Raw genomic sequence first — 13,149 nt, 5'->3', positions numbered from 1 at the left:
CTCTTCTACACTTGGCCGGTTACGCGCTTACGAAGTCGTGGCAGCAGCGTCTTAAGTTCAACTGCCACATGTTCCGCAGTAAGGCCGACTTCCTGCCGCTGTTCTTTGATCGTTCCATGCTCCACGAAGACGTCCGGCACACCCATAATGCGTACCGAAATATTATGCTCGTTATGCAAGGAATAGAATTCCAGCACTGCACTGCCAAGACCGCCTTGTACGGCACTTTCCTCCAGTACAAGCATATTCAATCCTTCTTTGGCGATCTGCAGCAGCATCGCTTCATCCATCGGTTTAATGAATCGCGCGTTAACTACGCGTACATTGAGTCCTTCGCGTTTCAACAGTTCAGCGGCTTCTTCCGCCACTGGAATCATCGGTCCGATCGCAGCGATAACCGCTGAATCCCCTTCACGCACCGTTTCCCATGTACCAAACGGAATCGGCTTCATTTCTTTCTCGATCTGCACGCCTAGCCCGTTAATCCGAGGGTAGCGAATCGCGATTGGCCCCTCATTATAATCGATCGCCGTCTTCATCATCCGGCGCAGCTCATTCTCATCCTTAGGCATCATCAGCACCATATTCGGAATGTGTCGCAGGAAAGGAATATCATATACCCCTTGATGTGTCTCGCCATCCGGCCCAACGAAACCTGCACGATCAATCGCGAATAAGACATTCGTATTTTGACGGCAAATATCATGAACGACTTGGTCGTATGCACGCTGCAGGAAGGTGGAATAGACCGCATAAACCGGTTTAAGACCTTCCAAAGCCATCGCTGCGCACATCGTCGCAGCATGCTGCTCGGCAATCCCTACATCGATCATCCGATTCGGGTATTTAGCAGCGAATTTAGTCAATCCGGATCCTCCAGGCATCGCCGGAGTTACCGCTACGATTCGGCTATCTTCATCAGCCAGGTCCATCAATGCTTCGCTGAAAACTTCCGTATACATCGGCGGTCCAACAGCCTTGAGCATTTGACCGGACTCGATTTTGTACGGCGTGGTGCCATGCCATTTATGGGAATCGGCTTCCGCCGGCGAATAGCCTTTGCCTTTAGTCGTAATAACGTGTACCAGAACCGGCCCAGGTACATGGCTCGCCTGTTCAAGCAGCTCCGTCAATTGCTCCAAGTCGTGACCGTCTACCGGTCCGAAATAGGTGAAACCAAACTGTTCAAACAAAATACCGCTCATAAGCAAGTACTTCACGCTGTCCTTCAAGCGCTCTGCAGTCTTGGCAAGCTTGCCCCCGATTGCCGGAATTTTGTTAAGCAGTTGATTCAGCTCTTCCTTCGCCTTCTGATAATGGCGATCTGTTCGGATCTTTCCGAGGTAATGATGTAAGGCACCGACATTCGGCGCAATCGACATTTCGTTGTCATTAAGAATGACCATCAAATTCTTCTTCTCATGTCCGATATGGTTGAGCGCTTCCAGAGCCATACCGCCCGTTAAGGCGCCATCGCCAATAATCGCGACTACCTTGTTCTTCTCGCCTTTCAAGTCACGCGCGAGCGCCATTCCCATTGCGGCAGACAGCGATGTGCTGCTATGTCCAGCTTCCCATACATCGTGCGGGCTTTCTGAGCGTTTAACGAAACCGCACAGTCCCTTATATTTACGAAGTGTATCGAATTGGTCCTTGCGACCCGTTAAAATTTTATGAACGTATGATTGATGGCCTACGTCAAAAAGAAACTTATCCTTCGGGCTGTCAAATAAATAATGCAGCGCCAAAGTAAGCTCGACGACGCCTAAATTCGGCGCAAGATGACCTCCCGTCTCCGATAGCTTCTCGATGAGAAAAGCACGAATTTCAGCTGCAAGCTGCTCTAATTGTGCAACTGAGAGAGATTTCAAATCTTTAGGATCATGAATGTGTTCCAGTAACACGGTATTTCCTCGCTTTCCCGGTGGGCAATCCCCGTTGTCCAGTAAACTCCAAATGTGGCTAAATTATAACATAGAACGACGCAAAAATCCCAAGTCTCGCTTATTAATGATCCCTGCGCATTAAATAATCTGCAATCGCAAGCAAGTAATCAGGCATTGCAAGCTTCGATTCTGCAAGTGCTTGCTTCGCATCTTGGGTCAGTCGCTCTACGAGTGCAAGGCTTTCATCCATCCCAATCAGGTAAGGATAAGTTACCTTCTGCTGCTCCACATCACTTTGGACCGGCTTGCCGAGCTTTGATTCATCACCGATTAAATCGAGAATATCATCCTGGATTTGAAAAGCAAGACCAAGTTTTCGAGCAAATTGCTGCAGCGATTCCAGCTGTTGCTGACTTGCTCCACCGATCCGAGCGCCAGCCAGCACAGAGAATACGATCAAATCACTTGTTTTATGAAGATGGATATATTCGAGCTCTTCCAGAGAAGTAACACCTTGCTCGCCCAAAATATCAGCTACTTGCCCGCCGACCATACCGGCAGCTCCCGCCAGTTTAGCGAGGTCAGCCACAATCGCAAGAGTTGTCTCCGGCGATGCACCTAGGGCAGAAGCCTGCGTTACGGAGTAGAAAGCATGCGTGAGCAAGCCGTCACCGGCCAGAATAGCCATGGCTTCGCCGAATACTTTATGATTCGTTAGTTTGCCTCGGCGATAATCATCATTATCCATCGCAGGCAAATCATCATGAACGAGCGAATACGTGTGGATCATCTCAATCGCGCAAGCAATGGGCATCGCTTGTTTACGCGCCTTTAAATCTTGGCCAACCGCCTCGGCAGCTGTGAGTACAAGAATCGGGCGAAGACGCTTACCGCCCGCTTCAAGGGAATACATCATCGCCTCACGAAGCTTCGGCGGAATATCCCAGCCCTGCGGCAGTGAGGACTGCAGCGCCTCTTCGATTTCCAGAACGGAGCGTGTTAAATAATCTGCAGTAGAAACCGAAGTTTTCACTGTTATTCCCCTCTATCTTCGTTTGCTTGCGCAAACGGTTTTTTATGTAACCCATTTTCGGTTTCAATCAGAACCTCGATCTTCCGCTCCACTTGTTCAAGCTTGGAGCCGCACAAGGAAGACAGCTTCATTCCTTCTTGAAAAAGCTCGATTGCCGTTTCCAGAGGAACATCGCCGCTCTCCAGCTTACTTACGATCGACTCTAAACGCTCCATCGCCGCTTCAAAGCTCATCGCTTCTTGTTCTTTAGCTGCTGCCATCTGCTAGGCCTCCCCTTTCATTCCCCAAACCTGACATTCCAGCTGACCATCGGCCACCTTAACGTGGAGCAAATCGCCAAGCTGTACATCCGAAATTGATTTAATGAGCCTTTGATCTTTATCATCGTAAACTAAGCTATAACCCCTAGACATTACTTTAAGAGGACTCAGTGCATCCAGCTGACGGATAGAAGCCAGCAGTTGAACGCGCCGCGACTTCAAGCCTTGCTGCATGGTTGACTCTAATCGTACGCTTAGACGTTCCAATTGTTTAGCAGCCAAGGTGGCCTGCGCTCCGGGATAAACGCGTGTCAAAGCATGATTCAGTGCTGCGTACCGCTCCCGATGTTTCTCCGCGAAACGAATGGCTCTCGCCCTCAATCTCTCCTCCGTACGATCAAGCCGTTCGGCATGCTGGAGCAGATACTTGCGCGGGTTCAAGAAAAGCGGTGATCTCCGCAGCCTTGCAAGCCGATCCTTGCGGTTCTGCAGCGTCATCCGAAGATTCTGCACGAGCCTGGACTCCACTTGCGAAAGTCTGGTTTTCATCTCTTGCATACTCGTAACAGCCAGCTCAGCTGCAGCTGTAGGGGTTGCGGCACGAAGATCCGCTACAAAGTCAGCAATCGTAAAATCCGTCTCGTGACCGACGGCGGATATGATCGGGATAGATGACTTCGCAATGCTTCTTGCAACAGATTCTTCATTGAAAGCCCAAAGTTCTTCCAAAGAGCCTCCGCCCCGGCCAATTATTAATACGTCAACTTCGGCTAAACGGTTCATTGTTTCGATCGCCTTCACGATCGAAGGTGCAGCGCCGGTCCCTTGAACCAGTACGGGAAAAAGCAGCACCGGCACAGAAGGGTGACGGCGCTGCAGCGTAATAATTATATCTCTGACAGCAGCGCCGGTCGGCGACGTAATAATACCGATTGCTTTCGGAAAACGCGGAATCGGCCTTTTCCTTGCCCCATCAAAAAGCCCTTCGTCTTGAAGCTTCCGCTTCAACTGCTCATAAGCAAGATAAAGACTGCCGATTCCATCGGGCTGCATCGCTGTACAATAAAATTGATAATTGCCATCTCGTTCATAGACGGATATATTACCGCGCGCCAACACCTTGGCGCCTTCCTTCGGGATGAACGGAAGTCTCTGATTATAAGAGGCAAACATAATGCATTTCAGCCGGCTGTCTTTGTCCTTCAAGGTGAAATACATATGTCCGCTGGAATGATGCGTAAAGTTTGATATTTCGCCGCGCAGCCAAACGTCGCTGAGCAGCTCGTCCGATTCCAGCTTCATCCCGATATAGCGGTTTATTTCTTTAATCGAAAGTATACGCGCCGGTTCAGCCATCTTCGGATTACTCACTCCTTGATTGCATGTTGTTGTTTTGCCGCTTTAAGCGTGTTCTGCATCAGCATTGTAATGGTCATTGGGCCAACGCCGCCAGGTACCGGAGTAATATATCCGGCTGTTTCCAAAACATCATCATAATCAACGTCTCCGGCAAGCTTGCCGTCTTCAAGGCGGTTAATACCCACATCGATTAGGATTGCACCCGGCTTAACGAATTGACGGCCGATCGCTTTGGCCTTACCGATGGCGACTACGAGAATATCGGCAGTACGCGCGATTTCCTCCATGTTCGCCGTTCTGGAATGGCAGATTGTCACAGTCGCATGCTCTCTAAGAAGCAGCATTGAAACCGGTTTACCGACAATATTACTACGGCCGATAACAACGGCATGTTTCCCTGCAATTGTAAGTCCTGTCCGTTTAATCATCTCTATGACGCCAGCCGGCGTACATGGCAGCAGGCTGTCATCGCCAATTACGAGATTACCGACGCTTTCAGGATGGAAGCCATCCACATCTTTAGCCGTACTGATGGCATCGATAACCGATTTCTCATCAATATGCTTTGGAAGCGGCAACTGCACGAGGATTCCATGAATGTTTGCTTGGTTGTTCAATTTATCGATAAGAGCGAGCAGCTCTTCTTGCGATGTCGCTGCATCCAGCCTATGCACTTCCGAGTAAAAGCCGAGCTGCTGGCATGCCTTCTCTTTGCTTCCCACATATACCTTGGAAGCCGGATCTTCGCCAACCAAAACTACAGCCAAGCCGGGTTTAATGTCTCTCTCGGCAAGCTTCGCCGCAGCTTCGCTAATCTCCAAACGAATTGCATCTGAAATCACTTTTCCCTCGATACGTTGTGCAGACATGCAATCACTCCCAATCGTGTCTTTATTATAAATTTTCGTAAGCCCCTTAAATCCCTCATGATGGAGGGCTCTAAGGGGCTCGTACTACTCGTTATGAAGCTAAACGGCTACATGGCCATGGCATATTCCTACCATTATGCCTTCGGCTTTAGCTCGTCCAATGCTTGAAGCAGCCGTCCCAGAACACCGTTGACAAACTTGCCGGATTCATCGGTTCCAAAATGCTTCGCAAGCTCGATAGCCTCGTTGATAATCGCCTTCGGCGGAACATCATCGCGGAACACCAGCTCGTAGCAAGCCAGACGCAATATTTGACGGTCAACGCGCGATAAACGATCTACCTGCCAGCCCGTTAAATAATGCTGCAGCATGTCGTCAATCGCTGTCTTGCGTTCAATGACACCTTGAACCATTTCACGGACATACACATCAATCCGTTCCACATCCGCCGCATCGGCCTCAATTTCATTCTCGTCATTCACTTCGTTAACAAGCATATCTACAGCTGACGCTGCCGTAGCTTCTTCATTCATTTCCATTTGGTACAAGCTCTGTACCACAATCTCCCGCGCTAACCTACGTTTCATGGGGCCTCCTGACAATTTCGCACAGATTCGATCTACAAAATATGATCTCCTCCCTGCCCCGAACATTCATCATGCAATGTCCGGGGTACGGAGGAGACCATAGTACTATTTGAACGGCCGCCATCTCTCCATAAGCCACTCGGTTACCCGATGCCATGGAATAATAGGGCCGCTTTGCTCGTCTTTAACTTTCCCGATCGTGTAGCCGATCCAAAGCAGTAAGCCGAAAAATAACATGTCCCAAAATCCAACGATAAAATAAAGCAATCCGAGAATGATACCTACTGACACACCGGCGATCCGTCCACCATAGGTTGTCCAGATTTCCTTCCACATCGGCATCACCCCTATTCTACGCGACTTTTAAAGTTCGCGGTTTGGATGATGTTAGCTACAAATACGGACACGCCCGCTACAGGAATACCTGTAATCTCTTCCACATGGGATTTGACAGCACGTTGTATTTCTTCCGTCAATGTCGGAATAGAGCTCTCACCATCTGCAATTGCGCGAAGCGAAACTTCGATACCCGCTTCGCTGATTCTGATCCGCGCCTTTAAATCTTTGACACCCTTCTGACGGCTCGCTGCTTTAAGCGCTAAGTTCTCCACCGTTTCCAGCGAGATCCGAATATCACCGAATTCCGTCCGTTGGTCAATAGAAGGTGCCGAGGCGTTGCTGCGGCGAAGCGATACGTAAAGGAAACGAAGACTGATTAATAACACAATCGTGGAAACAATAATAACCGTCGCTTGCAGCCAGCGGTAATCGCCGCCGTACAAATTATGTACCAGGTTGTTCAGCCATTCTTCCGGAAACCAGTATACGCCTGCACTAAACGCGATTACGGCTACAGCGCCGATCGCGATGCTGTATAGAAACAGCAGAAGCTTGTCCAACACTCTTATCAACGAGAGTTCCTCCTCGGGGCGGACTAGATAAAACCCCCTAGCGCCGAGCGGCAAGCCCAACCACTAGGGGGTATGTCGTCATTCATTCACGCTTGATCCGTTATTTGACTCGCAGTTGGATCTCTTCTTCTTCCGGCTTCTCAACCGTTTTGAAATGAACGTCATGAATATGAACATTCACTTCAACGACATGCAAGCCAGTCATCATCTCGATCGAACGTTTGACGTTGTTTTGGATGTCTGCCGCAATTTCCGGAATCCTGTGACCATATTCTACAATGATGGACACATCGACTGCCGCCTCGCGTTGACCTACCTCAACTTTAACGCCCTTGGACAAATTTTTACGGCCCAATAGCTCAGCGATGCCCCCGGCAAAACCGCCGCTCATGCCTGCCACGCCACGAACCTCAATTGTCGCAAGTCCTGCAATCACTTCAATGACTTCGGGTGCGATTTGAATAGTGCCCATGTCTGTTTTCTCGTAGTCCGCTGCCAGCGTACTCATGGTTATCCTACACCTCCCGTAAAGTAGCTTGCTACCGATCGAAAAACCGATAGCTTATCCGCTTCTTATTCCTATACTATAGCATTCTGAGGGAAATATGACAAACCGCTCCGCTTGAGTTTACCGCCAGAATAGACGATTATTCCTCTGGATTGTTGACGTCATTTTCCTCTAAGAACTTGATGTCGAAATTCCCTTTGAGAAACTTTGGATGATTAAGCAGCTTCATATGGAATGGAATCGTCGTACGAATACCGTCGATTGCAAACTCCGCAAGCGCTCGTTTCATCCTGGCAATTGCATCCTCACGCGTTGCTCCCCATACGATCAGCTTCGCGATCATGGAGTCGTAATGAGGTGAAATCGTATAGCCGGGATAAGCGCCGCTGTCTACGCGAACGCCCAAGCCGCCCGGAGGCAAGTAAAACTGGATTTGACCCGGCGAAGGCATAAAGCCGCGTTCCGAATCCTCGGCATTGATGCGACATTCAATCGACCAGCCGTTAATCTTCAGTTCTTCTTGTTTGATCGACAACGGATTGCCTTCTGCGACGGAAATCATCTCTTTAATCAAATCTACGCCGGTAATCATTTCCGTTACCGGATGCTCAACTTGAATACGAGTGTTCATCTCCATGAAGTAGAAATTACCATCCGGACCAAGCAGGAACTCGAGCGTTCCGGCACCTGAATATTGCACAGCCAGTGCGGCACGTACTGCCGCTTGACCCATACGTTCCCGCATAGCAGGACTCAGTACCGGACATGGCGCTTCTTCCACGAGCTTCTGGCGACGGCGTTGTACCGAACAATCGCGTTCAAACAAATGAACGGCATTGCCGTGCTTGTCAGCCATAATTTGAATTTCGACATGCTTCATGCCTGTCAAATATTTCTCCAAATAGACGCCTGAATTACCGAATGCTTTCTGCGCTTCGTTCTGTGCCGTCGAGATTTGGGAAATCAGCGTTTCTTCATCTTCCGCGATCCGGATGCCTTTACCGCCGCCGCCCGCAGTCGCTTTAATAATAACCGGATAACCGATTTCGCGCGCAACGCGAATCGCATCGTCCATATCTTCGACAAGTCCGTCGGAGCCCGGAATAATCGGCACATCCGCTTCCTTCATCGTTTTCTTCGCTACTGCTTTATCGCCCATCTTGCTGATGGCTTGAGGAGAAGGTCCGATAAACGTCACATTGCAGGACTCACAAATTTCCGCGAAATCCGCATTCTCCGCCAAGAAACCATAGCCGGGATGAATAGCATCACAGTCCGTTAAGGTTGCAACGCTCATAATATTAGTTAAATTGAGATAGCTGTCTTTGGAAGCAACGGGACCGATGCAATAAGCCTCGTCCGCCAAACGGACATGCAGCGATTCACGGTCTGCCTCGGAGTAGACGGCAACGGTTTGAATGCCGAGCTCGCGGCAAGCGCGAATAATACGTACGGCAATTTCTCCCCGATTGGCAATCAAAATTTTATTGAATTTCACGGTAAAAGCTCCTCTCGTGCGCATTGTATCTAGGTGTCACCTTAGCTTTGTTCTGCTACTCCGGTTTAACCAAGAACAATGGCTGCCCGTACTCGACAAGCTGGCCATTCTCAACGAGAATTTCCACGATCTCGCCGCGAACTTCCGCTTCCAGCTCATTCATCAGCTTCATCGCTTCAAGAATACATACGATCGACTTCTCGTTGATACGGTCACCTACGTTTACGAAAGGTCCTTTCTCAGGCGACGATGCGCGGTAGAAAGTACCGACCATCGGAGAGAGGATTTGGTGATAGTTCTCTTCTTTAGGCGCAGGTGCTTGCGGAGCTGCCGCAGCACCGCCAGGCATACCTTGCGCCGGTTGAACTTGTGGCTGGTAAGACTGCGTATATGTAGGAACGAGAGACGCAGCTTGTACATTCACCACTTCCGCTTTGCCGGGCTTGCGGATCATCAGGCGGGCGCCATCGTTTTCAATTTCAAGTTCGTGTACGGAAGTCCCATCAACCAGCTTGATCAATTCTTTAATCTCGCTCAGCTTAAACATCGTTTCACTCCTATAAGTTTTTGCGCCTCATGCAAGAAGACGCTGCGTGATTGCATTGCTGCCTGCTGCTCTACTGCATGCATCAGCCTGCTTCTACTGTGTGAGGTTGTAAGCACCCTGCAAAAAGGTGACATTTACCAAACCTGCACATACCGAAACCATTATAGCACAAACCGCGCGGAACACGAACCCATTTTTTATACATCCCTGATGGGAAAAAGCCCCATTGCCGCTAACTTTGGCATCGGGGCCTTCCGCATTTGCCTTACTTCACGTACTGAATGGTGACTTGCTCCGGCGAAACACCGAGCTCTGTAATGACCATTGTAAGGATGCTGTCCGCTTGGCTTTTCTCTAATTTGTCGCTTTGTACTACGACTTTATAGCGATCTCCGTCCGGATAAACAGCTGCGTTATTGAATTGCTTCACCAGTTCTTCCTCAAGCCCTGTGATCTTAGAGCTCTTGTCTTCAAGCAGATTCAGCTGTTCGACTGCCGACCCGGCTGCTTTGTCATCCTGCTTCGTATCTGAGATTGTGCCATACAGTTTATTATACTCATCGTATAATTTCTGATCACGTTTCTCCTGCATTTGGCTGAATACGCTCGCGCTGAAGCCGCCCGCTTCTCCGAGTTGACGGAGCACCTCTTGATCTTCCGCATTACCGGCTGCCGTTGCCGCAGAATCTGCTGCCGTTCCTTGATCCTTCGCGTCAGCCGCATTCGAATTTGCTGCATTTGAATCTGTTGCATTCGGATCGGTTGCATTCGCGTTTGTCCCGTCTGTTACGTCCGAAACTGTAATTCCATCATCATTCGCCGACGTGCCGGATGCCTCGGTCGCATCCCCTTTTACCTGTTCTTGCTGCGTGCCGTCTGTTGCTACCGGCGATGGATTCACATCCTCCGTAAACAAGTAGTAGGCCGATAATATAACCATCAAGCTCAGCATGGATACCAGCCAAATCGTTTGCCTTTTGTTGTTCATGAACGAACAGCCTCCCTTTTCATTGTCCAATTGGTATTATTGATGCTTGCGTGGAACGACCGAAATTCGATTAATCGCGACATTGAGCCCTTTCTCCACCGCGTCTATAATTAAACGTCTAACCACGCCGTTCTCCGCGCCTTTAGCCACTATAAGCACACCGCGGATCTTCGGCTGGATCCGTTTGACGATAATCGGAGCCGTATCTCCATTCGTGTTGTAGAGCACGACTTTGCCTTCTTTGGTGATGGACGTAATGCTGCGTTTGCCGCCATTCTTATCGACTTCATTCGTAATTTGCTGCGATTCCTTCTCGTCGATATGGACCGTTACCTCTTCCGTCGAATCGACGGTCACGAGTACATCGACCAAGCCGACACCGACGATTTTCTCCAAAATATCTTTGAGCCTCGCCTCAAGCGGCTGTTCGATGCCGTCAAAGGAAGAATGCTCGGATGAATTATTGCTGAGGAACGCTTCTTCAGTTGGCGGTGTTCCGGAAGCAGCTTGGTCTGCAGTTGGCACTTTCTGATAGGACAGAAAAGAGTTGACCACCATAAGCCCTATTCCGATTAAGCCGATAATGAGCAGCCAGCGCAGCGTCCTGACTCGCCTAGGTCCGCCTTGCCCTTTGCCGATGGTTGTCTCTAACCCGCTCAGCCAATTGGCCAACTTCGTTCTCCCCTTTCATTAGTACGCCGCGTCCGAGTCTGCATTCAGTACGTTCACCTCAACGAATCGAGGCGCTACGCCCCACCCTAATCGAAGGACATCTTTCACCGCATTGGCCACTGCATCCGGTGCTTCTTTCACGGCCGTTTCCCTATCGCCCTGGACTGTCGAGTCCGGCTGTACGGTAACATCAACGGCTTGGACCTCATCGACGCTCTTCGTTTGATCAGACTGCTCAGCTTCGGCTGCAGCCTGCTCTTCGGGCGGCAGCAGCGACACGGTAACGCCTGCAATTTGAGCGGATTGGCCGTCTTTGTTCAATTCGAGCTTGACCTGGACTGCCGCTGCATGAAGCCCCGCGTTCTCTGCCAGTTCTGCCTTCATCGCTTCCTCCAGCTTCTGCTCGGTCAATGCCGTCGCTGCGGACTGCTGCTTGCGCTGCAGATCCTTGGCATTTTGCTGGATATCTTCAAGTGTCGGCATGTGAAATTGTTCGGTTTTCGAACTGTTAACCCAATTCTCCACCTGCGCGTCAAGCTTAGCGTTAAAATCACCCTGCAGCACTCTGATGATTGGTGTCAGGATCGTCAGCAGAATAATCAAACCCGCTACAAGTCTGACATAACGCTGCATCGCTTTGTTCGGCAGCAGCAGGTCGATAAACCCCGCCAGCAGCACAACCGCGATTATTTGCTGCAGCCAAACCGCCAGCCAGCTCATCATGTTGAAGTCCACCGCCTAACTTTTTACCGAATCATGATTGCTGCATTGCCTGCTGTCAAAACGATGGTGATGGCCAGGAAGAACATGAGTCCGACAGCGGCTAGTGCGGCAAACACATAAATCAGCGTTTTGCCAATGGTTTGCAGACAGCTCACGATAGGACTATCGCCAAGCGGCTGCATGATGGCTGCTGAAACGTTGTAGATGAGCGCAAGTGTAATGATTTTGATCGCAGGAAACGCACAGAGGAACAAAATAATGACTACACCTGCAAGACCGATTGCATTCTTCACAAGCAGTGATGCCGACATGACCGTATCCGCTGCATCCGAGAAGGTTCGTCCGATAACAGGGACGAAATTTCCCGTAATAAACTTCGCGGTCCGCATTGTAACGCCATCCGTCACTGACCCGGTAGCACCCTGCACGGAGATGACCCCAAGGAATACCGTGAGCATGACACCCAGTAAACCGACGCTGAAGTTACGAAGTACATTCGCCAGCTGCGTCACCTTGAACTTATCCGATACCGCACTCGCGATATGCAAGACAGCTGAGAAGAACAGCAGCGGAAAGACGAAGGTGTAGATAACCGTGCCGACCGCGTTAATCATGAAGATGATCAACGGGTGAAGCACCGAGACCGTTACAACGCTGCCCATTGTGGCCAGAAGCGTCAGCAGCAGCGGCACCATCGCGAGCATGAACTGGATCATACCGGTGATGGCATCCTTCGCGTAGCCAATGGCTACGTTAAAGCTGTTCACTGCCAGGACGATCATGACCATGTAGGTAATGCTGTATGCTACTTTGCTGACCGTATTGCGTTCGAAGGCAGTTTGCATCGTCTCCAGCATCATGCTGAACACGGTGAGAATGACAATCGTGACCAGCAGTTTACCGTTATACAAGATCTCGTGCAGGATATACTTGAGCAATCCGGCAAGCACCGTAGTCAGCTTCAGGCCTTCACCGCCGGGCATGATCATTTCGGCGAAGCTTGGCACATCGTTATCCGGGAAGAACCCCCCATATTCAGACACCAGCTTGTTCCAATACTTCTCTACGTCCTCCGTGTTGATCTCCTTGACCTGATCTCCGGCCAAGTTCTTATTCACCGAGGCTGCATTATCGTTCAGAGAAGGGTCGTCCGCTTCAGGCGCAGCTGTCGGTTCGACTATAGCGGCTGTATTGTGACTGCCGGTTTGTGAATCCGCAAATGCGGCGATTGGCAGAATCGTCAGCAGCCCCAGCAAGAGCACGGCTTGCAGCACCGCGAAGCGGATGGTCCAGTGCCGCCGCATAATG

At 50.1% G+C, this 13,149-nt stretch carries 15 protein-coding genes; all 15 read right to left on the bottom strand.

From position 1 onward, the window contains the following. Nucleotides 1–5: 5 nt before the first annotated feature. The 15 genes from dxs to spoIIIAE all read right to left on the bottom strand — a co-directional run bounded on the left by dxs (nucleotide 6) and on the right by spoIIIAE (nucleotide 13,145). Nucleotides 6–1,904 carry a 1-deoxy-D-xylulose-5-phosphate synthase gene (gene dxs, locus AC6ESO_RS10345; RefSeq protein ID WP_497091283.1) on the bottom strand — a complete coding sequence of 633 codons (1,899 nt, stop codon included), beginning with the start codon at nucleotides 1,902–1,904 and terminating at the stop codon, nucleotides 6–8. A gap of 103 nt (nucleotides 1,905–2,007) precedes the next feature. Then, entirely contained in the window at nucleotides 2,008–2,919 is a 912-nt protein-coding gene (locus AC6ESO_RS10340) for a farnesyl diphosphate synthase (protein ID WP_494818868.1), read from the bottom strand. Nucleotides 2,920–2,921: 2 nt separating this feature from the next. Beyond that, nucleotides 2,922–3,179, bottom strand: a complete 258-nt coding sequence (xseB, locus tag AC6ESO_RS10335) for an exodeoxyribonuclease VII small subunit (protein ID WP_091219218.1) — start codon at nucleotides 3,177–3,179, stop codon at nucleotides 2,922–2,924. Nucleotides 3,180–3,182: 3 nt separating this feature from the next. Further along, nucleotides 3,183–4,535, bottom strand: coding sequence for an exodeoxyribonuclease VII large subunit (xseA, locus tag AC6ESO_RS10330; protein WP_497091282.1), 1,353 nt, complete (start codon nucleotides 4,533–4,535; stop codon nucleotides 3,183–3,185). Between the two features lie 11 nt (nucleotides 4,536–4,546). Continuing rightward, nucleotides 4,547–5,407, bottom strand: coding sequence for a bifunctional methylenetetrahydrofolate dehydrogenase/methenyltetrahydrofolate cyclohydrolase FolD (gene folD / locus AC6ESO_RS10325; protein WP_497091281.1), 861 nt, complete (start codon nucleotides 5,405–5,407; stop codon nucleotides 4,547–4,549). Nucleotides 5,408–5,541: 134 nt separating this feature from the next. Then, nucleotides 5,542–5,994, bottom strand: a complete 453-nt coding sequence (gene nusB, locus AC6ESO_RS10320) for a transcription antitermination factor NusB (RefSeq protein ID WP_494818865.1) — start codon at nucleotides 5,992–5,994, stop codon at nucleotides 5,542–5,544. A gap of 105 nt (nucleotides 5,995–6,099) precedes the next feature. Further along, complete coding sequence (locus tag AC6ESO_RS10315) at nucleotides 6,100–6,330, bottom strand: DUF2273 domain-containing protein (protein ID WP_497091280.1); 231 nt, start codon at nucleotides 6,328–6,330, stop codon at nucleotides 6,100–6,102. An 11-nt stretch (nucleotides 6,331–6,341) separates the two neighbouring features. Continuing rightward, nucleotides 6,342–6,905: an alkaline shock response membrane anchor protein AmaP gene (amaP, locus tag AC6ESO_RS10310; RefSeq protein ID WP_497091279.1), complete on the bottom strand. Its 564-nt coding sequence runs from the start codon at nucleotides 6,903–6,905 to the stop codon at nucleotides 6,342–6,344. 100 nt (nucleotides 6,906–7,005) lie between these two features. After that, a complete protein-coding gene (locus AC6ESO_RS10305) occupies nucleotides 7,006–7,413 on the bottom strand; it encodes an Asp23/Gls24 family envelope stress response protein (protein WP_090976899.1) in 408 nt (135 codons plus the stop codon). Between the two features lie 139 nt (nucleotides 7,414–7,552). Continuing rightward, nucleotides 7,553–8,911, bottom strand: a complete 1,359-nt coding sequence (gene accC / locus AC6ESO_RS10300) for an acetyl-CoA carboxylase biotin carboxylase subunit (RefSeq protein WP_497091278.1) — start codon at nucleotides 8,909–8,911, stop codon at nucleotides 7,553–7,555. 55 nt (nucleotides 8,912–8,966) lie between these two features. Next, complete coding sequence (gene accB / locus AC6ESO_RS10295; protein ID WP_497091277.1) at nucleotides 8,967–9,458, bottom strand: acetyl-CoA carboxylase biotin carboxyl carrier protein; 492 nt, start codon at nucleotides 9,456–9,458, stop codon at nucleotides 8,967–8,969. 265 nt (nucleotides 9,459–9,723) lie between these two features. Then, nucleotides 9,724–10,446, bottom strand: coding sequence for a SpoIIIAH-like family protein (locus AC6ESO_RS10290; protein ID WP_494818860.1), 723 nt, complete (start codon nucleotides 10,444–10,446; stop codon nucleotides 9,724–9,726). A gap of 36 nt (nucleotides 10,447–10,482) precedes the next feature. Further along, nucleotides 10,483–11,118: a stage III sporulation protein AG gene (gene spoIIIAG, locus AC6ESO_RS10285; protein ID WP_497091276.1), complete on the bottom strand. Its 636-nt coding sequence runs from the start codon at nucleotides 11,116–11,118 to the stop codon at nucleotides 10,483–10,485. A gap of 18 nt (nucleotides 11,119–11,136) precedes the next feature. Next, nucleotides 11,137–11,841, bottom strand: a complete 705-nt coding sequence (gene spoIIIAF, locus AC6ESO_RS10280; RefSeq protein ID WP_497091275.1) for a stage III sporulation protein AF — start codon at nucleotides 11,839–11,841, stop codon at nucleotides 11,137–11,139. A 23-nt stretch (nucleotides 11,842–11,864) separates the two neighbouring features. Next, nucleotides 11,865–13,145: a stage III sporulation protein AE gene (spoIIIAE, locus tag AC6ESO_RS10275; RefSeq protein ID WP_497091274.1), complete on the bottom strand. Its 1,281-nt coding sequence runs from the start codon at nucleotides 13,143–13,145 to the stop codon at nucleotides 11,865–11,867. Nucleotides 13,146–13,149: the final 4 nt, after the last annotated feature.

It is taken from the genome of Paenibacillus rhizoryzae (genome assembly GCF_059686995.1).
The sequence above is the reverse complement of the archived record's forward strand: the minus strand, read 5'-3'. Positions and strand labels throughout refer to the sequence as shown.